The organism is Motilimonas sp. E26, assembly GCF_021278025.1.
Lineage (GTDB): Bacteria > Pseudomonadota > Gammaproteobacteria > Enterobacterales > CBDFNC01 > Motilimonas.
In genome coordinates, this window is record NZ_JAIBHJ010000013.1 from 1 (window position 1) to 19566 (window position 19566).

Annotated in this window: 17 protein-coding genes; 8 read left to right on the forward strand and 9 right to left on the reverse strand. The window is 44.0% G+C overall.

Translation table 11 applies throughout. The features are described 5' to 3' along the window. Nucleotides 1–597: 597 nt before the first annotated feature. The 3 genes from K1M91_RS12080 to K1M91_RS12090 form a co-directional block, all read right to left on the reverse strand. Entirely contained in the window at nt 598–1044 is a 447-nt protein-coding gene (locus K1M91_RS12080) for an isoprenylcysteine carboxylmethyltransferase family protein (protein ID WP_232802022.1), read from the reverse strand. 54 nt (nt 1045–1098) lie between these two features. Then, nucleotides 1099–1713 (reverse strand): Crp/Fnr family transcriptional regulator, encoded by a 615-nt coding sequence (locus K1M91_RS12085; RefSeq protein ID WP_232802023.1) that lies wholly within the window; start codon nt 1711–1713, stop codon nt 1099–1101. An 80-nt stretch (nt 1714–1793) separates the two neighbouring features. Next, on the reverse strand, nt 1794–2270 hold the full coding sequence (locus tag K1M91_RS12090; protein WP_232802024.1) for a GNAT family N-acetyltransferase: 477 nt from the start codon (nt 2268–2270) through the stop codon (nt 1794–1796). A gap of 349 nt (nt 2271–2619) precedes the next feature. Here K1M91_RS12090 and K1M91_RS12095 point away from each other — a divergent pair, with 349 nt between their 5' ends. Next, complete coding sequence (locus K1M91_RS12095; protein WP_232802025.1) at nt 2620–3582, forward strand: integron integrase; 963 nt, start codon at nt 2620–2622, stop codon at nt 3580–3582. 10 nt (nt 3583–3592) lie between these two features. Here K1M91_RS12095 and K1M91_RS12100 read toward each other — a convergent pair whose 3' ends face one another. Further along, complete coding sequence (locus K1M91_RS12100) at nt 3593–3904, reverse strand: DUF3630 family protein (RefSeq protein WP_232802026.1); 312 nt, start codon at nt 3902–3904, stop codon at nt 3593–3595. Nucleotides 3905–3952: 48 nt separating this feature from the next. Next, nucleotides 3953–5797, reverse strand: coding sequence for a DNA helicase RecQ (gene recQ / locus K1M91_RS12105; RefSeq protein WP_232802027.1), 1845 nt, complete (start codon nt 5795–5797; stop codon nt 3953–3955). Nucleotides 5798–5879: 82 nt separating this feature from the next. On the opposite strand from recQ, the gene K1M91_RS12110 reads away from it, so the two are divergent. The 6 genes from K1M91_RS12110 to K1M91_RS12135 all read left to right on the forward strand — a co-directional run bounded on the left by K1M91_RS12110 (nt 5880) and on the right by K1M91_RS12135 (nt 12744). Continuing rightward, nucleotides 5880–7007, forward strand: coding sequence for an ABC transporter substrate-binding protein (locus K1M91_RS12110; protein WP_232802028.1), 1128 nt, complete (start codon nt 5880–5882; stop codon nt 7005–7007). 209 nt (nt 7008–7216) lie between these two features. Continuing rightward, nucleotides 7217–8461, forward strand: coding sequence for an imelysin family protein (locus K1M91_RS12115; protein ID WP_232802029.1), 1245 nt, complete (start codon nt 7217–7219; stop codon nt 8459–8461). A gap of 122 nt (nt 8462–8583) precedes the next feature. After that, nucleotides 8584–9981, forward strand: coding sequence for a di-heme oxidoredictase family protein (locus K1M91_RS12120; protein WP_232802030.1), 1398 nt, complete (start codon nt 8584–8586; stop codon nt 9979–9981). 87 nt (nt 9982–10068) lie between these two features. Then, on the forward strand, nt 10069–11118 hold the full coding sequence (locus K1M91_RS12125; RefSeq protein WP_232802031.1) for an imelysin family protein: 1050 nt from the start codon (nt 10069–10071) through the stop codon (nt 11116–11118). Nucleotide 11119: 1 nt separating this feature from the next. Beyond that, nucleotides 11120–12229 (forward strand): DUF1513 domain-containing protein, encoded by a 1110-nt coding sequence (locus K1M91_RS12130; RefSeq protein ID WP_232802032.1) that lies wholly within the window; start codon nt 11120–11122, stop codon nt 12227–12229. A 218-nt stretch (nt 12230–12447) separates the two neighbouring features. After that, complete coding sequence (locus K1M91_RS12135; protein WP_232802033.1) at nt 12448–12744, forward strand: hypothetical protein; 297 nt, start codon at nt 12448–12450, stop codon at nt 12742–12744. A gap of 41 nt (nt 12745–12785) precedes the next feature. On the opposite strand, the gene K1M91_RS12140 is transcribed toward K1M91_RS12135, so the two are convergent. From K1M91_RS12140 to K1M91_RS12150, 3 genes are all read right to left on the reverse strand, one after another. Continuing rightward, nucleotides 12786–14774, reverse strand: a complete 1989-nt coding sequence (locus K1M91_RS12140) for an NERD domain-containing protein kinase family protein (RefSeq protein WP_232802034.1) — start codon at nt 14772–14774, stop codon at nt 12786–12788. 167 nt (nt 14775–14941) lie between these two features. Then, nucleotides 14942–16042: a hypothetical protein gene (locus K1M91_RS12145; protein WP_232802035.1), complete on the reverse strand. Its 1101-nt coding sequence runs from the start codon at nt 16040–16042 to the stop codon at nt 14942–14944. A 256-nt stretch (nt 16043–16298) separates the two neighbouring features. Further along, complete coding sequence (locus K1M91_RS12150; protein ID WP_232802036.1) at nt 16299–16934, reverse strand: glutathione S-transferase family protein; 636 nt, start codon at nt 16932–16934, stop codon at nt 16299–16301. 146 nt (nt 16935–17080) lie between these two features. Between K1M91_RS12150 and K1M91_RS12155 the strand changes: the two genes are divergently transcribed. Further along, the gene (locus tag K1M91_RS12155; protein ID WP_232802037.1) at nt 17081–17635 is read left to right on the forward strand and encodes a TetR/AcrR family transcriptional regulator; all 555 of its coding nucleotides are present in this window, start codon (nt 17081–17083) and stop codon (nt 17633–17635) included. A gap of 271 nt (nt 17636–17906) precedes the next feature. Here K1M91_RS12155 and K1M91_RS12160 read toward each other — a convergent pair whose 3' ends face one another. Further along, nucleotides 17907–19433, reverse strand: coding sequence for a DUF3360 family protein (locus K1M91_RS12160; RefSeq protein ID WP_232802038.1), 1527 nt, complete (start codon nt 19431–19433; stop codon nt 17907–17909). Nucleotides 19434–19566 lie beyond the last annotated feature (133 nt).

Below are 19566 nucleotides of genomic sequence, written 5' to 3' on the forward strand. Positions count from 1 at the left end.
CGAGCTCATCGAGGCTCCGGGCTTGTCCAACACTTGAATATAGGGTGTCGGCTTCGCGACACCTATTCTTATCTGTTGACACCTATTCTTATCTGTTATGTGCTGGCTACAACAACTTTTTGTGCGGGCTCTTGTATGCTAAATAAGCACCCAAACAACTACCCAAAACTATACCTGACAAAGAGAGAACTTCTGTTAATTGGACCTCAAAGCCAACAAATATATAAAAATGTAAGTAAAGTGCCCCGCCTAGTGTACAAGTTAAAAATAGACAACAAAATACAATAATAAGTGATTTTTTATTGACGTTGTAAAATAAATTGCTTGTAAATCTTATTGCTACAAAAGCACTTATAGTAGGAATTACCCACCAATTTAAAAAATATTCAAATGGAGCATTAATCTGAAAAAGGATTCCCTGCGCGACAAAAAACAAAAATAACCAGGTAACTATTGCCCACAAAACACTCGCAACAAAACTGACAAAATTTTTCACTAAGCAACTCGATTAATATTAGGCACATAACGTCCGCATTTGCGGCCAGTTTGGAGCGTAGCGGAAAACTAGTCCGACAACATGCGTGTTGTTATGCGTTTTTAAATCCACCGCCGAACTTTGCGACAGTACTCTTCATAATCCAATCCAAATTTTCTATGCATTATTTTTTCTTCAAAAGCTATATACCACCGATCAGTAATGAGCAAAAATAGCGCGGTTAGCAGTATAGATGTAATTGCCGACCCCATAAGTATGGAAAATCCCATCATGGCGACAACAAGACCAAGATACATGGGATTTCTGGTGTATTTAAAAACGCCTTCAGTTACCAGTTTGTCAGGTTCGTCAAATGTCATGATATTTGTGCTTAATTTTCTGAATAGAATTTTCCCTGCAACTGCAAGCATCAGACCAGCAACGACAAAAGGCAATCCTATTAAGCTATATGGGTAACCTATATTGTGAGGAGAGCCCATTCCCCAACATATCATTCCCATAACGATGATAAAAAGTACGAATAGAACCGGTGGTAATATTTTTTTCATGTCGAGTCTCCAATAAAGTATTGCACTACTATACGGAGCTATCGCCACCTTAACCTATGTTAAGTCCATCTCTCTTCTAATTCGCGACAAAGTAACATCAGTTACACCAATATACATCGCTATATGACGAAGTGGTATTAATCTGCTTTCCTCACCGAATTCGACTAAAAACTGCTCATAGCGTTCTTTTGCGCTAAGCAATAAAAAACCAGCCTCCCTTTTCTCCTTTTTTAGAACAAGGCGTTCAAAAACTTTTCGAAGAAAATCACCCCAGTTGCAATTGCTTTTTGAAAGCGTAATTAAACGTTCGTATGCTATTGAACCGATGGTGCACTGTGTAATTGCTTGTGTGAAAAAAGGGCTGGGACTCCCCTCTACTAGCGAATTGACACAAGAAAACGCACCTCCTTTTCTAACCAAAGACTTGTTTCGCTCGTTACCTTCTTTGTCAATATAAAAATACCGCCCAATACCATCAATTATAAAGTGAACATCATGAACAATATCGCCGCAGGAAAAAATGTAATCCTTCGGTTTGTACGTTTGAAAAGAAAAATACTGATATGCCAAATCCAATTCGACTTGGTCAAACGGTACAATTTGCGAGAAAATTTCACGTAACGATTTGTGGTGAGTACATTCCATCGGATTACCCGGTTCTAAACGCATAACGCCCACAACAGCGGACGTGTTTTAAGTTGATGTAGCGAAGCGAAAGCAGCTTAAAACCGTTCCGCTGATTGTGTTTGTTAGGCAATTGATTTGACCATATTGGTACTTACAACGCTGTAACCCAAAGAGCCGTATAAAGCTTGAGCCGGACTATTTTGACGAAATACATGAAGTCCAATGCTGTCTATGTTCATGCCGCTCGAATATCGTTCCAACTCTAGGAGGGCGCTCCGTGCGTAACCCTTTCTTCGGTATTCTTTCTTTATTTCAATGTCGCATATGAAGGCAGTTTTAATGCCAAACTTTTCTTCAATAGTGATCCAAAGAACACCGACAGAGCAGCCTTCGTCTACCGAGAAAATTTCGAATAGATGATTATTCTCGGTTTCAATACCTTTCGGTAGCGCATGTTTAAGATCTTCGCGAGATCGCTGAATCGCACTTTCCTCAGCCCAGCGTCCTGACTCAACATTTTCACGCGCATAATCCGCTATTGCCTTTTCCAAATATTCAGAAAATATAATGCGAGTCATATCTTTGAGTTTCAGGTGCATAACTCTCCGCTTGCCTAACAGCGTATTACACGTTTTTCTTGATAAACCCAAACACTACCATCTAGGCCTAACCCATTAAAATAATTATTTATCATCCGCTTACCACCACTTTTCGCTATTAACGCTGAGCCCAGAGGAAAACAAAGCGAGCCTAGTATTTACCGAGTCCAAATTTGGCCCCCATAAAGGATTTGGCTGATTTATTTTGTGATTATATATCAAAGCGTTAGAAATGAGGTGTGAACAAAGCGAGACTTTTACAATTTATTTACCGCGCCAAAACTTGGCAAAACTAGCCAAACGCCATTATAACTGTATAAATAAACAGCAACAATTGAGGCGCTAGGTCATGGCGAAATCTCCATTTATAGAGAGTATCAGAGCAGATTTACGCGCTCGTCGTTATAGCTTGCAAACCGAAAAAACGTATCTATTTTGGATTCGCCAGTTCATTTATTTCCATCGCATGCGCCACCCAAATGAGATGGCAAACACCGAAATTGAGCAATTTCTTTCTTACCTTGCGAATGTACGCAAGGTGAGTAGTAGCACACAAAATTTAGCCTTGTGCGCCTTAATATATATGTACAAAAACATTCTCCAAATGGAGATCACAGGGCTGAGTTATAGCTACACCAAAAAAGAAAAGCGCATGCCAACGGTGTTAAGTCACCAAGAAGCGCAGCTCGTGCTGAGTCACTTGCGAGGAAAATATTGGCTACTCGCTAATTTGTTGTATGGCTGCGGTTTGCGAATCAACGAAGCTTTAAAATTAAGGGTGAAAGACATCAATTTTGCAGACCACACCTTGTTCGTATTCCGTGGCAAGGGCAGCAAGGATCGCTACACATTATTGCCGCACAAATTGGAGCCCTTATTACGTGATCAAATTGAACAAGTTAACATCATTCATGCTGCGGATAAGACAAGAGGCTTTGGTTTAACGTCGCTGCCCGCCTCCCTAATAAAAAAATACGCTAGTGCTGCAACCGATTTTGCTTGGCAATATCTTTTTCCTTCAAGTCATTGTAGTGAGCACCCACACGATGGCTATATTTGCCGCCATCACCTCCACGAAACCGCGTTTAGAAAAGCACTGCGTAAGGCGGTGATCGCCAGTCAATTAAGCAAGCGGGTCACGGCACATACCTTTCGTCATTCTTTTGCTACTCAATTACTGCTAAACGGTACTGATATTAGAACAGTACAAGATTTACTGGGTCATGAAGATGTTAAAACCACTGAAATTTACACCCATGTGATGGGCTCGCGCTTTGCCAATACACTAAGCCCCATTGATAGGGCAAGCTAACGCTTACGGTTCACTTAGCGATTAAACGGTTGGCTAAGCTGAGTAATACCGCTTCATCATCCTCGCGGGTGACACAAAACCAACAGCCTTGGCTCATTTCTTGGTAGTTGAGTAGCAAGTGCTTGTCAGCATCGTTGATCACCCAGCAATAGGAATCGGCTGCCATATCTTGTTGTACCAATTTCAGGTTGAGTGACGTGGTAAGATGCGCGGCAAACTCAGGGAAGTTATCAAAGTGCAGGTCGAATTCAGGATTAAAGCACAGTTGCAGTTCATCGCTACGCATATGCAGCGACCAGTTACCGGGAAAAAGGGAGTTCATTGCTTACCTTAAGCGCAAATAAAATACGCTAATTAAATAAATGACGGGTTAATAATCATCTTCGTATTCTGCTATTGCTGCTAAAAAAGGACTGCCGTACTTTTCAAGCTTGGTATAGCCTACGCCGCTTATTTCGAGGAATTCGCGTTCGCTGCGTGGTTTCAAATCAGCCATTTCCGCTAATGTTACGTCGTTAAACACCACATAAGGTGGCACATCGGCGGCGTCAGCTAGCTCTTTACGCAGTTTGCGTAAACGGGCAAACAACGCCTTGTCATAATCCAAAAACGCCAGCTTTGAGCTGCCACTTGATTTGGTGGTTTTGCTACTTAACGGCTGGATACGTGGCACCGCTAGGGTTAGCTTTATGTCACCTTTAAGCAATGGCCGCGCGGCTTCGGTTAGCTGTAATACCGAGCCTCGGGTAATGTTTTGTTGCAAGAAGCCACAATGTACCAGTTGACGTAAAATACTTAGCCAATATTCGGTGGACTGCTGCTTGCCTAAACCAAAGGTGGACAGTTTGTCGTGGCCATGCTCTTTTACTCGCTGATTTTGCGAGCCACGCAGCACCTCAACCACATAGCCCATGCCAAAACTTTGTCCCATACGATAAACACAGGAAAGCGATTTCTGCGCATCTTCGGTGGCATCAAACGACTTTGGCGGATCAAGGCAAATATCACAGTTGCCACAAGGTTTGCTTTGGTGCTCACCAAAGTAATTAAGCAATACCTGACGACGACAAGTTTGCGCCTCGGCAAATGCCGCCATGGCATTCAGCTTGTGCATTTCTACCCGCAACTGATCGGGGTTGTTATTCTTTTCTAATAAGCCACGTACCCGTGCAATATCAGCAGGATCGTACAGCATCATGGCTTCCGCTTCTAAGCCATCACGCCCTGCTCGACCGGTTTCTTGGTAATAAGACTCGATGTTTTTTGGAATATCGTAATGCACCACAAAACGCACGTTTGGTTTATTAATGCCCATACCAAAAGCCACGGTAGCAGCCACAATATCAAGCTCATCTTTGATGAAGGCATCTTGCACCTCTTGGCGCTCTGCTAACTCACGACCAGCGTGATAGAAATCCGCTTTATAGCCCTGTTGCTTTAGCTTTTCGGCAACCTCTTCGGTACGTTTACGACTGCCGCAATAAATAATGCCACCTTGGCCGTTCTGCGCCTTTATGTAGGTGAGTAACTGACTAAGGGGTTTGAATTTTTCAACCAAGTTATAACGAATATTAGGTCGATCAAAGCTGCTGATGTTGATCTTTGGCTGGTCTAAATTAAGGCGATGTAGAATGTCTTGTTGAGTGGCATGATCAGCGGTCGCAGTTAGGGCCATCATGGGCACTTGCGGGAACAAGGCTTTTAATTGCCCCAACATGGCGTACTCAGGGCGAAAATCATGGCCCCACTGTGAAATACAATGGGCTTCATCAATGGCAAAAAGTGCCAGTGGAATTTCATGAAGCTTGGCTTGAAAATCGGGCTGCATTAAGCGCTCAGGCGCCACATAAACCAGTTTAATTTCACCATGACGAATGGCTGATAATATTTGTAACTGCTGTGGTCGCGTTAAACTGGAATTAAGGTAAGCCGCTGGTACCCCACAAGCATAAAGTGCATCTACTTGATCTTTCATCAAGGAAATCAAGGGCGAAACCACAAAGGTAACGCCTTCGCGCAGTAACGCCGGAATTTGATAACATAAACTCTTACCGCCACCGGTCGGCATAATCACTAAGCTATCGCCACCTTGGGCGACGTGCTCAATAACTTGCTGCTGGCCTTCGCGAAAACTGCTATAACCGAACACTTCAGTTAACACGGCTAAACTATCGGTTGGCCAAATTTTATTCTCGGCGAGCGAAAAAGCGTTCATACTTACCAGTAATAATCTCGGGGGCGCTTATTTTACGGCCCCTAACAAAAATTGCACACAGTAAAACGGATAATTGCTTATTTTGATCAACTTACAGTTCAATTTATTATCTATTAGTCTTTGGATTCAATCGGTTATTAAGCGTAAAAAAATACGCATACTAACTCGTTTAAGTACCTTACTATTCTTAACCACAACTCTATTGAGCGCATCTAGCTTAGCTAAACCGCAGCCTGACGTGTTGTTTATTAACCCCGGACAAACCAGCGAAAGCTTTTGGCATGATGTTGATCTCTTTATGCAAGAGGCTGCCAAGCAACTCGATCTCAACTTAATCACCTATCACGCAGAGCGTAATCCGTATCTGATGATTAAAAAAGTTAAGCAGTTGATTGATGATAACCAATTACCAGACTACTTGGTGCTGGTGAATGAAGACAATGCTGCAACAAAAATGCTGTATTTGCTCCGGGGGAAGCCCGTAAAGGTTATTATGCTATTTAACGGATTAAACGAGCATGATAAATCTCGATTTTTTAAAAATGTGAACGGGCCTTTTTTGGTTTCTAGCCTTATGCCTGATAATTATAAAATTGGTTACGTAACAGCAAAACAACTGGTTGATAATAAAGTAGTAAACACTGAACAAGCAGCGCAAATATTAATATTTTCCGGCAATAAAAATACCCCCGCCTCCAACAAGCGTGAATTAGGTGCCAGACAGTTCATCGCGCTACACGGCAAAACCGAGTTACTGCAAGTTGTTTACGCTAACTGGGATGAGCAAATTGCTTATAAAAAAACCAAGTTACTGCTACAGCGTTATAGTCGCTTAAGTTATGTCTGGGCCGCGAATGACGCTATGGCACTAGGTGCAATAAGAGCGGCAAAAGAATCCGGCAAAACGCCTGGTAAGGATATATTCTTCAGTGCCATTAACACGTCTGAGGCCGCCCTCGATGCCAGAGCAGAAGGAACCATATCTAGCTTGGGTGGTAGTCACTTTATGGCTGGGGGCTGGGCTATGGTCTTAATAAGTGATGACATCCAAGGCAAGACTGTACCGAAACAAATTGATCAACCGATGTTTCAGCTTATCGAACCGGACACCGCTTTGTTTACAGTGCTGAAAGCTAAGAACTGGCAAAATATCAACTTTAAGCAATATAAGCAAAATGACACGGGGCAGTACTCATTCAGTATTAAATAGTTTTAAATTAGCCTCGGATCGAGTTTATTCCACGCCTTCCATATTCTCCTTATTTATTTTTTTAAACGATCATTGTCGAAAAATAAACCAACAACACTATCGACAATCATTCTCACTAGCGTTTACAATCTACACAAATAACAAATGAGAGTTATTGCTATTTTTATTTAAAATGGTGAGTAGCCCAACTAAGATCCAAAGGGAATGAGATGAAAAAAACATTAACAGCACTATTAATTGGTTCTGCGTTAAGCAGTACTAGCGTTTGGGCAGCCGAGCCCAAAGAAGTGGTTGAGCATTATGCCAGCTTAGTACACGCGGTTTATAGCGACTCAGCGACCACTGCCCAAGCACTTGATAAAGCACTGAAAGCGCTCATCGCCACCCCTTCTGAAGCAACATTAAATGCCGCTAAAGAAGCATGGTTAGCGGCTCGCGTTCCTTACCAACAAAGTGAAGTGTTTCGCTTTGGTAATACAATTGTGGACGACTGGGAAGGTCAGCTAAATGCTTGGCCTCTTGATGAGGGCCTGATCGATTACGTTGACACTAAAAGCTATCAACATGAGCTAGGCAACCCAGGCGCCACTGCAAATATTATTTCTAGCACTAGCCTACAAGTAGGTAACGACAAGCTAGATACCACCAACATTACCCCCGAGTTATTAGCTAGCTTAAACGAATTAGGCGGCTCAGAAGCCAACGTGGCCACGGGCTACCACGCCATTGAATTTTTACTTTGGGGCCAAGACTTAAATGCCACTGGTGCAGGTGCTGGCGCACGCCCTTACACTGATTTTGTACAAGGTGAAGGCTGTACCAATGGTCACTGTGATCGCCGCGTGGCTTACTTACAAGCAGCATCAACCTTGTTAAACAACGATTTAACTTGGATGACCGCGCAATGGGCAGAAAACACCGACAACTACCGCCAAGCGCTGACGGCTAAGCCGGCAACTGAAGGCCTACGCATTATGCTATTTGGCATGGGATCTCTTTCTTTAGGTGAATTGGCGGGTGAACGCATGAAGGTTGCGTTAGAAGCTAACTCACCAGAAGACGAGCACGATTGCTTCTCAGATAACACCCATAACTCGCACTACTACAACCAGCAAGGCATTAACAATGTATGGTTTGGTAGCTACACCCGCGTAGATGGTAGCAAGTTAACTGGCCCTAGCTTAAACGACCTAGTTGCCAGCAAAGACAAAGCCGTGGCACTGAAAACATCTGAAGCGGTTAAAAGCGCAACCACCCAAGTTTACACCTTGGTTTCATCTGCTGAGCAAGGCCAAAAGTTTGACCAACTGATTGCCGCCAATAACGCAGCAGGCCACGAATTAGTGAATAACTCCATTCGTTCTTTGGTTGTACAAACCGGTGAAATTGAAAAAGCATCAAACGTATTAGGTATTTACAACCTAAATCCAGATACGGCTGATCACGAGTTTTAAGCTTTTAGCCTAGCAAGCAATAACTTTCAGGGCGGTTCTCCGCCCTTTTTTGACAAATGAGCAATGAGCCTAACCTTATAATTTAGGCGCAAACAAAACCACATAGATGGTGAGTAAAAACAATGAAATCAACTCGACTCAGTGCTGCCTTAAAAACCACACTTTTACTGATGATTAGCCAAGCTAGCTGGGCCAACCCAGCCAAGCCCGGTGGCGACACCACCACCAGTAAAACCGGCGCCAATGCCTTTTCCATGCCAGCCAGCAATTTAGACATGATGAAACGAATGGACTTTAGTGTTGGTAACAGCTTTTTTCGTAACCCTTGGGTCATTGCCCCAGCAACAACAGATGCCCGCGATGGTTTAGGACCACTTTTTAATACCAATGCCTGCCAAGGCTGCCACATAAAAGATGGCCGCGGCAAACCCAAAGAGCTTGGCGACCCAAATGCGGTGTCAATGTTAGTCCGCTTAAGCATTCCCGCGACCACCGCCGAGCAACAACAAGCTTTGATCCAGCAAGGGGTGATAGCCGAGCCGGTATATGGTGGCCAATTGCAAGATATGTCGATCCCAGGTGTTGAACCGGAAGGTCAGATCAACATTAGCTATGAAGATGTTAATGTCACTTTTGCCGATGGCGCTGTGGTTACCCTGCGCAAGCCAACATTAGCCATTACCGATCTAAAATACGGCGACATGCATCCTGATGTAATGATGTCAGCACGCGTAGCGCCAGTGATGATTGGACTCGGTTTATTAGAGAGCATTAGTGAGGCTAGCTTACTGGTTAACGCTGATCCTGACGATAGCAATGGCGATGGTATTTCAGGCCGACCAAATCGAGTTTGGCACGCAGCCGAACAAAAAAGCACTATTGGTCGCTTTGGCTGGAAGGCAGGACAGCCCACGCTAATGCAACAAAATGCCGGTGCCTTTGCCGGTGACATGGGCTTAACTTCTAAAGTGAATTTACAGGACGATTGCAGCGATAAACAAACCGCGTGTAAACAGGCCCCTCACGGTGGCAAGCTAGAAGTAAGTGATAAAATTTTAAATTTTGTCGAATTTTACAGCCAGCACTTAGCCGTACCCGCACGTCGCAATATCAGCGACAAACAAGTGCTGCAGGGTGAAAAATTATTCCAACAAGCTAATTGCCAAAGCTGTCATGTTGCGAGCTTTAAAACCGCGAAACGAGATACTTTACCTGCGCTTTCTGAGCAATTGATATTCCCCTATTCTGATTTGTTGCTACACGATATGGGCCCCGGTTTAGCCGACAATCGCCCTGAGTTTTTAGCCACAGGCAGTGAGTGGCGCACGCCGCCACTGTGGGGTTTAGGCTATCAACAAGAAGTAAACGGTCATACTTTTTTACTGCATGATGGCCGCGCTCGCAACATTATGGAGGCCGTACTGTGGCATGGCGGCGAAGCGCAAGCGTCAAAACAAGTGGTGCTAGGGTTTGATCAAGGGCAGCGTGATGCCTTGGTGAAATTCCTAGAATCCCTGTAAAGCGGGTTGACGCATAACTAAAGCTCAGTGTGCTAGCAAATCAGCACACTTGAAATTGATAACATACCTTTATTTAAAGGCAACACTATGAAATTTTCTTCTCTTACTGGGTTTAGCTGCTTCGCTGCATTTCTATCTATTGGCGTTTTCGCCAGCGCCATGGCTGAATCTCAATCCACCATTGCCGCCCAGCCGATAGCGGCACAAGCCATCAGCCTGAAACAACAACAAGCTCAGCAGCTTTTATTGCAAAGTCAGCTCTTGAATCAACAAATTAGCCAAGCTTGTCTCGCCAAGCCCAACCAAGACAACAGCAAACGTGCACAGCAAGCTTGGCAAAACACCATGACCGCTTGGGTGCCCCTTCAAGGTGAGACCATTGGCCCCATTAACCAGCTCGACCTTGCTTGGTCAATGCAGTTTTGGCCCGACAAAAAGAACATTACCGGTCGCAAAATTAAAGCCATTCAAGCGGATGATTCAGCGATAACCGCTGCAGCTATTCAGCAGTCGAGTGTCGCCGTACGTGGCTTAGGCGCTCTAGAGTTACTGCTATTTGAACAAGGCCTTAATCGTGAAAACTGCTCCCTTAGTCAAGCTATCGCAGCCAATATCATGCTTAATAGTGAACGTTTACAGCAAGCATGGCAGCAACCTAAATTGAGTTATAACGCTGCCACCGTGCGTTCAGAGGTAACGCTAAATGCGGAAGATATTGCGTGGATCAGTGAGCTATCTCATCAACTTAGCTTTGCCAATAAGAAATTTTTTATGCCATTGGGTAAAGGCGAGCACATCAAACCATTTCAGGCCGAATCGTGGCGCTCACAAACCTCAATGACACAGTTGAAAACCAGTTTCACCAGTTTGCAGCAGCTTTATCTTAGTGGCATCAACGCACTGTTAATCAGCAAAGGGCATCCCAAGCTCGCCGGTGAAATTGAACAAACCTTCGCTGACATGCTCGCCAATTGGCCCACCGAGCCAAGTATGGTTAAGTTATTAAAATCTGACCAAGGCTTAGCCAAACTGTATCGCATGCGCATTGATGTGGAAAAGTTAGCTTACCTCATTCAAGAAGTATTGCCGGTGAAGCTTAAATTTGTCATTGGCTTTAACGCGACCGATGGTGACTAAGTTGAATATCAAACAGATAGCCACCATGGATCGACGCAAGTTTGTCAAAGGTGTGACTGGGCTTGGGTTAAGTGTGCCACTAGGCTGTTTCAGCCTAAGCACGGCACAAGCGAGCAATAGTGAGCAGCCAAGCAGCGGCCGCGTTTTTTCTTGTGCCCAATTAGCGCAACGACATCATCTTATTTGCAGCGATCTACAAGGCCAAACCTTGTTTAACATTCCCCTGCCCGCGCGCGGGCACGGCATGACGCTGGCCCCCAATAATGAAATCGCCGTGGTGTTTGCGCGTCGACCGGGCCAGTTTATGCTAAGTTTTGATCCAGCAACAGGACAATCCATAAATCAGTATCAAATGCCCAGTGGCCGCCATTGCTTTGGCCACGGTTGCTTTGATAACAGTGGCTTACTTTATGCTAGCCAAGGATTCACCCAAGATTCTGCCGGGGTGATTGGCGTATATGACGTAGCAAATAACTTTAAAGAAGTTCGCACGCTAACTGGATTTGGCATTGGTCCCCATGAAATTCTGTTTCACCCCGATCAACAACACTTAATTGTGGCGGTCGGCGGCATTCAAACTCATGGCCGCGATAAGGTCAACCTCGCCACTATGGCCCCTAGTTTGGTTTATCTAGATAAACAAACCGGCGCGGTCGTGCAAAGTATTAGCCTGCCTGATCATTTACTTAGCATTCGCCACTTGGCGGTGGACGAGCAAGGCTTAGTGGCTTTAGCTTGCCAATATCAAGGTGATGAGGCTATCAACCCCTTGTTATACACCCACCAGCTTGGCCAAACCGACGCGATGGCAGTGGCTGGTGAAGAGGAAGAATGGTTAAGGTTTAACGATTATTTAGGCTCGGTGGCTATCTATCAAGACCAGATCATCGCCACGTCACCGCGCGGTAATTGTTTCGCCATTTGGCACAAGGCGACAAGGGAATTGATTAGCATAACCCCCCTCACCGATGTGTGCGGTGCGGCACCGCTCACCGCGAACGGCTTTGTGTTAACCACAGGACAAGGCAAATTAGCGAGTAAAAACAGCGCGGTTAATACACAATGGGCTTGGGATAATCATTTAATGGCAACAGATGCGTTAAATTTGTAGTGGTTGTGGGTGTCCATATAAGTGATATTTATACCGCGAATCTCATACGCCGAGCTTGCTAGTTCCGCGGAATAAATTGCGTTCCTACGGGTACATAAGGCAAGCTAGTCGCTGTTGTGGGGAATGTTTAAAAAACATCAAAAACCTTTTGACATATTATGTCTCGAGATATACCTTAAGTACATCACGACATAATATGTCTTAGCAGGGGTTTTGAAATGGATTTTATAACAGAAGTTCTCGTTTTTGGTTCGCCAATTATCGCCATGGCAATTTACTACTTTGCTTTTTACAACAAGCCTAATGATGACTACTGGCGTAAGCTACCAACCTTACCTGAATATCTCGCATTGCATCCAGAATGCATCACCGATGACGATGAAAATGCTCGCTGTTGCCACTGTCATTCCGATAAGGTGATTTTTCAACCTCTTACCTGTCACTCTGACCCACGCTATAAGCACTTTTGCTTGAGTTGTAAACGTGAGCTGTTTCGCAGTAAATCGATTTTATAACGGAAAAAGACTCAATGGCCAAGCCATTGAGTCTGTTAGTACTAGTTCGACAAGCTCGCCAACACTGCTTCCATCTCAAACAGCTCAATGTAATTTTGCCCTGCCGTTAGGCTGACCTCAAAATTTAATACCTGACGACACAACTGCTTTAATTTATCGTCCATGCGCGCGCTATCAAATTGATTAACTATCTCAATTAACTGCGCGGTTGAATGTTGGCCAACCAGTTCATCTTCTGACAACACATCAATAAAGCTCGCCACTAAGCCATACAAGTCTTTCTCTGCGCTGCCTTCCAAACGCCATAAAGTCGGGTCGGCATATTGCTGGGCATACTGGCTGGTCGCCACTTCCCAGCCAATGCCAAAGTTAACCAATACTGCACGCTCTGAATTACAAACAATATTTTTTGGACATATCGCACCATGATAAATGTCTAAGCTATGCAAATATTGCAAACCAGTTAGCAGCTGCACAAACCAACGCGCAGGTTGGCCGGGTACAATTTCTAGTAATTCATCTAAGGTACTGCCAGGGATCCAAGCGCGAGTAATATACAAGTCTTGGCTGGTGCCGAGCTGACCAAAGGTGATCACGCGTTCAATATGAGGATGATACAAGGTAGATAAACTGCGGAACAGGTTACTGAGCTGAAACCAATGCGCATCGACATTACGATAAAGGGACAGGGCACAGTCATACTGGCCTTGGATATGACGCGCTTTCCACAGCTCGGTTTCAGCGGTGAAGTTAAGCAATCGCTCTAATTGATAATGGTGATCGATCACTGCGCCATTTTCTGCTTTTACTTCCACCATATCTGGATCGGGATACAGTCGGCGATAAGCAATCACAGCCGCAATATCAGAACGTATGGTGTCTAAATCACAGATTCGCCCTAGCGCTGCTTGCTTAAACCATTGGCTGATCCGAGGCTCTAAAGTGGCTGCGGCAGCAGTAGAAAAAACACCGGCAAAAGCTTTTATGTCATCATTAAAGCCAACGTTATCTTTAATGTCGATAAATTCAACCGCACCATCTTCGGCAACAAATACGCAATGTTCGTCCCAACCTCCAACAGTCATACCGCGACGATGAATTTGCTGTAATGACGACACGCCACAGCGCAAAATTTCGAGAATGTCATTAATGCTAAATTTACTCAAATCAAGGCCATTAACCGGCTCACCTTTAGGCATTCGCACCGGCAGCACAAGTTGCTCGCCATCTTGGATCAGGGGCGCGCAATAAGGTACTCCTGAGCAACCAGCTAAGGTTTGCAAGCGATAAAACTCTTTACGCAGTAAATTTTCATGATGCGTTTGGCTAGCGCTGTCATCAAAAGCCGAAGGTACAATAATTTTCAGTAGCCAAGGGGCGCTCCAATCACCTGGATTATACTTAGCTTGCCATACCTCTAAACCGTGCTGAATGAACAAGCATTTGGTTTTTTCAAAGTCTTGGATTTTGTTATTGCGCTGCTCAACTAATGCTACTTGCCCTAATGTATCGAGCACTAAATCGCGCTGTTGTTGCGACACTGGGAACTTACGCGGTGCGGTTAACCCCCACTCTTTGGTTAAGGCGGCAATAATTTGTTTAGGTGTGTAAATTGATAACGAGCCATCGGTTTTCTCTAGTGCAATTTCGCTGCCTTTACGGCCGGTGACAAACACCATGCCTTGGCACCAAGGGGCATAAACACCAACTGGAATCTTATGTTTCAACTTGCCCGATAACACCCGCGCTACATAGTTAGCTTTAGCTAAGCTATTGTCGACATCGCGACCATCCAACGCCCATGCATGCTGACCCGCTTCTAAACAACCAATGTAGCCTTTCACGTCAACAACATATACCCCCCATTCACCTACAACTAAGGCATCAACTTCTAACGCTTGCCCTGATGGGGTGGGAATTTCTATATTGGTTAACAGAACATAATCTTGCGGTAGTTCATCGGTCAGCAGTTTAAACGCCCAACGTTCAGCATCATTAACCGGCTCACCAAAACTAATTTGTTTTGCCATGAAGCAACTTCCCTATCGCTGATAAAAGTAGAAATATTAATTTGTTAAGAATATTAACATAGCAAGTGATTGGGAATATTTCCCTACGGTGATTTGAGTCGGATTATGTGATGGTTGAAGCAAGATTAGCAGCCAACTTTTCAGCTGGCTGTTAATTGATTAAGCAACTACTGCGAAGCTGACTGGGTATTCTGACGATTCGTTTTAAGATCCATCCACAGGCTTCTGACGGTTGGGTCTATCAATCGGCTTATCGTACGCTTTACAGTCCACAATAAACCTAAGCCAACCAATGCGGTGAGCCAAAGATTACTTACAAAGAACAATAACAAAGCCAAAATTCCCAACATTAACAAGCTGTTTCGCGCAGAACGAAAGCGACTGAAATTGTGCGTATTTAAAATCAATCGCTGCGGTAGGTGACGCTCTAATTGCGCCAAGGCATGAGCTTTTACGGTTGGATTTAAGAATTCAAGGGTGGCAGACTGTTCAGCGCCGTATTCCACAGTAAATACATCACTGTAATGATCACTTCTCACTCGGATAATATCATCAAACGGTATTTCCTTCAGTTTACCGTGGGCCGAGGTCAAAATTTGCTGCCAAGAGCCCCCTTGTTGATACAAGTGCTGTACATCATCGATGTGTTTTTTATGAATGGATAAAGAAGATAAGTGGTCACTGTTGTATACCACTAGGTAACCATCTTCAACGTCTAGCCAACTGTTCTCAGTATAAAAACCTTCAGGTAAATAGCCTTTAGGTTCGCGCGCGAAAATTAAAGCGAGTATGTAATTCAGCAGCACTGCAATTGGCACAACAATTAAAGCCACATTTAACGCTCTGTGTCCCAATGTTTCTTCTGCAATTTCGCTGGCTAGCTTGAACTCAGTCGTATTAATATCAGGCCTACCTGCTTGATACCAAACCTCTAATTGCTTTTTACCGGCGAGCTCGGTGTATTGCTCCGGCTCTATTTGCAACTCACCAAAAAAAAGCTGGTCGCCAACTAAAAAATCATAACGCACAAAATACACATCACGCGTTTTTATTCGGCCTTTTCGCCCATGGTACTCTTCGACATCTAGATACAGATCAGTAATATTGCCTTGTGCCGTTTCATGGTGCAGATAGAAAGATTGATGTTGTTTTAATGTTTGACCTTGCTGATAAACACCCATTGCTATTGCGAGCAATGCCGCGACAGCAATAACCAATTTTATTAGACGTTTTCGCTTTTGCCCAGGAGTGAGCATTTTCTTCGCCATTGCGTTGCCCATATAGATTTAAAATATTTATAAGCACATATTTTAAGCAAAATCTGACAAAAAACTGATTAATGCGACGAACGGTAATAATGTAAATGTTACAAAACAGCATGAAGTGCCACGTTTAACAAAATGACAACAGATCATAAAACCATTGTCATTTGCGTGTTTTATTATAATGAATAATATCGCTAATTTAGTTAAAGTCGCCATCTTGATATAAAGCATAAAAACAAGATATCGATCACGTTATGATTTAGATAAGTACCTCTGAAAAACTAGATAGAGCCCGTACTTTTTCAATATAGGGATGGATCGCACTGTCAGGTGTAATCAGGCTTAATTCTGTTGGTAAGCGCGTTGCGTATTGTAATGTTGGTACTAGCAACGCATCGGCAATACTAAAGTATTCTGAAGCAATAAACCCTTGTTGCGTCAGCTGATGCTCCACCACCTTAATGGCTTGTTCCGCATCCGGCTTGCGACTTGCCATACGTGATAGATTCGGGTTTTCCACTAAGCCATGCATATTTACAAATTCGAGTAGATAACGCCTAATAATAGCCCTGTCGATATCACCCACAGCCAAGGTTGCCCACATGTCTTGCTTAGCTTGTTGCTTTGGGTCTGTGTCTAATAGCACTTCACCTTGTGATTTTTTAGCGAGATAGCGACAAATTGCTAAGCTTTCCGCCAACACAAAGTCTTGCTCAAATAAAATAGGCATACGGCCAAACGGATGCAGTCTAAAATGCGCAGCACTTTTCCATTCTATTTCTTGCTGCTGGTTTTTATAACCGATTTGATAGTCGATTTCTTTTAAGCGGCATACAAGCTCTACACTGCGCACGAAATTACTGCGTTGGTCGCCATAAATTATTACCTGACTCATTGGTTTTCCTTATCCTAAACGTTGGGTTAAGAATAGATGCCGATGCACCTTTCATCTTCATCAGAGTAAAAGTTGTGACAATATGTTCAAGAACATATTTTTAAGGTGTGGCATTGTAATCACCGCAATAGAATTCAGGAGGCACTATGGCATGGCAGCAAACCCATAAAGAGCAAACACGACAACGCATTTTATCTAGTGCGGGCAAACTGTTTACCACGCAAGGTTATAAGCAAGTTTCCATTGATGATGTAATGAAAGACGCACAGCTTACGCGCGGCGCTTTTTATCACCATTTTAATTCAAAACAAGCTTTGTATAGTGAGGCGATTGTTTTCGCCGCACGCCAAGCTGGACAAAACCGCCAGCAAAAGAGTCTGTCCTTGCCCGACTTGATCCGCCGTTACCTATCAATGGAGCATGTTATTGCAACTGAAGATCCCTGCCCACTGGCTTTCTTAATATCAGATATTGGTCTGCAAGAAGAAGCGGCGAAACAAAGTTATGGCAAGGTGTTAGATGGGTTTGTGACTCGGCTTAGTCTTCACTCTGGTATCGACGAAACTAAGGTGTTGCAGGCTGCCATAACGATGATCGGTGGCGTTGCCTTAGCTCGCTCAACAGCATCAGCACCGCAAGCACAAAATATACTCGATGCCGCTTATTGCAATGCACTGCGAGCACTTGAAATAATGAAATGAAGAAAACAGTCCCTGCTCGAAATCCAGCTCTTGTCGACTTTAAGTATATGAATAATTTATAAACATAATAAACCGATAGTAAATCAAAAAAACTGATAAGACTAATAAGTAAAGCAAGGTAATTAAATTACTACTTTATTGACCTAGAGGGGTATTTTTATCGGTCGATAGACAGGGTTCGTAACTAAGTAACAAATAAAAAACCTTGACCAGCTGGCCAAGGTTTTAAATTTTATCTATTGGATTGCCTAATTAGAGGCTAGTTAGGCAATTAAATTAGCTTAGGAATACCTGGTAGCATACCTACAGCCGCCATTGCTAATGTACAGATTACAAAGGCAAGACCTGGCACGATAATACGGTCAGAAACCGATAACGTCTTAGCACGGTCCTTATCACCAATCAGGCCATTGTTGTCTAGTAACATAGTCAGTGCCCATGCAAACACAGGGTTAGCAACAAAGGCAGCGAAGATACAAATACCTGCTGATTGACTGCTCTTAGAGTCTTTAACCATTTGCATGCCCGCCTCTAGTAGCGGTAAGAACACACCTACTAGTAATGCAATTGACATCACTGGACGCCATACCGTTACATCCATTGGGTAGCCCAACACTGCCACTATGATACATAGCGCACCCAGTAGGATGGCACCAGCTGGAATGGGACGCTTAGCAATAGCTGCAGGGATCATGTAAGTACCCCAGCTTGATGTAATGTTACCACCACCTAATGCTGTACCAACCATTTGGCGTACAGAACAAGTGGTCATGGTGTCATCAACATCCATTAATACTTCTTCAGTCTTTTTCGGGTAGTTCAGCTCTTGGAAGATACGGTGACCTAAGAAATCAGGTGACCACATTGCAACAGCTAAGATGGCAAATGGTAATGACGCAATAAAGTGCTCTAGATTAGGTAAGCCTAACTGCCAACCTGTTTCAGTTGAGCCCCACCAGTAAACTGGGCTTAAGTTTGGTAAACCAGGCTCAGTCACAAATTTAAGATCTAAACCTGCACCCAAAGCAAAGGCGATGGCAATAGCAGCAATAGAACACAAAGGAATAGCTAGCCAACGCTTACCGATACGAGCCAAATAAGCATATAAAACAACATTTAAGGCTAATATTATAAAGGCAACATGGCTTAAGCTGTAATCCAAAGCGTGGCTGCTTTGTAAGCCACCAGACCAGTCAAATAAGGAGGTTATTTGGCTTTTCGCGCCCATGAAACCAAGGAACACCAGCAGACCACCGGCAACCCCGTCACTGGTGAGGTTAACCAGTTTCGAGCCGCCTTTAAAGTAAGCGAGAATTAAGCCAAACACCCCTAATAATATAGCTAACGCTAATGGGTGAGCACCTGCTAACGCGATAGCGCCGATTAACGGAATCATTGGACCGTGGTTACCGGCAAGGTTAGCTTTCGGGTTAATAAAACCTGAACTGATAATACAAAACAGTAAGGCTGGGATCAGCATTTCTACACGTACAACGGCGATAGCAAAGTCGGCACCTAGGTTTACGTGGTCCCATTTTTCCGTCAGGCCTGCGGCCCAAGCCTGCATAACTGCTGAGTACATCACGGTAATACCGATAGTGCCGGCAATGGCGGGAACTAAGTCTTCCCATTCAAAGCGAAAATCACGGCCCGGAAGATTTAAGCCCCAGCGGCGTGGCTTCATTATTTGTAATTCATGATCTAAGTAATCTGAGCGTGAAGCAAATTCAGAAGCCGGTTTATGCCGTTCCTGATATGTGCCCTCTGCAGCAGCGTCCTGTTTTGCTGTATCAGTCATAACGTCCTCGAGTATTTCAAGATAAAAAACTGTACTATCGGTTACGAATTAAAGTATGTTGCCAATTCGCTGCAAAATCCTTTGCAATGCCGATGTTCTATGACTAGAGAGACTAAGGAGACGAGGTAAATTA

What these genes read in the sequence shown, in the direction of transcription:
- K1M91_RS12080 (WP_232802022.1), bottom strand. Translation starts at nt 1,044, where the DNA reads ATGAAAAAAATATTACCACCGGTTCTATTCGTACTTTTTATCATCGTT.
- K1M91_RS12085 (WP_232802023.1), bottom strand. Translation starts at nt 1,713, where the DNA reads ATGCGTTTAGAACCGGGTAATCCGATGGAATGTACTCACCACAAATCG.
- K1M91_RS12090 (WP_232802024.1), bottom strand. Translation starts at nt 2,270, where the DNA reads ATGCACCTGAAACTCAAAGATATGACTCGCATTATATTTTCTGAATAT.
- K1M91_RS12095 (WP_232802025.1), top strand. Translation starts at nt 2,620, where the DNA reads ATGGCGAAATCTCCATTTATAGAGAGTATCAGAGCAGATTTACGCGCT.
- K1M91_RS12100 (WP_232802026.1), bottom strand. Translation starts at nt 3,904, where the DNA reads ATGAACTCCCTTTTTCCCGGTAACTGGTCGCTGCATATGCGTAGCGAT.
- recQ (WP_232802027.1), bottom strand. Translation starts at nt 5,797, where the DNA reads ATGAACGCTTTTTCGCTCGCCGAGAATAAAATTTGGCCAACCGATAGT.
- K1M91_RS12115 (WP_232802029.1), top strand. Translation starts at nt 7,217, where the DNA reads ATGAAAAAAACATTAACAGCACTATTAATTGGTTCTGCGTTAAGCAGT.
- K1M91_RS12120 (WP_232802030.1), top strand. Translation starts at nt 8,584, where the DNA reads ATGAAATCAACTCGACTCAGTGCTGCCTTAAAAACCACACTTTTACTG.
- K1M91_RS12125 (WP_232802031.1), top strand. Translation starts at nt 10,069, where the DNA reads ATGAAATTTTCTTCTCTTACTGGGTTTAGCTGCTTCGCTGCATTTCTA.
- K1M91_RS12135 (WP_232802033.1), top strand. Translation starts at nt 12,448, where the DNA reads ATGGATTTTATAACAGAAGTTCTCGTTTTTGGTTCGCCAATTATCGCC.
- K1M91_RS12140 (WP_232802034.1), bottom strand. Translation starts at nt 14,774, where the DNA reads ATGGCAAAACAAATTAGTTTTGGTGAGCCGGTTAATGATGCTGAACGT.
- K1M91_RS12145 (WP_232802035.1), bottom strand. Translation starts at nt 16,042, where the DNA reads ATGGCGAAGAAAATGCTCACTCCTGGGCAAAAGCGAAAACGTCTAATA.
- K1M91_RS12150 (WP_232802036.1), bottom strand. Translation starts at nt 16,934, where the DNA reads ATGAGTCAGGTAATAATTTATGGCGACCAACGCAGTAATTTCGTGCGC.
- K1M91_RS12155 (WP_232802037.1), top strand. Translation starts at nt 17,081, where the DNA reads ATGGCATGGCAGCAAACCCATAAAGAGCAAACACGACAACGCATTTTA.
- K1M91_RS12160 (WP_232802038.1), bottom strand. Translation starts at nt 19,433, where the DNA reads ATGACTGATACAGCAAAACAGGACGCTGCTGCAGAGGGCACATATCAG.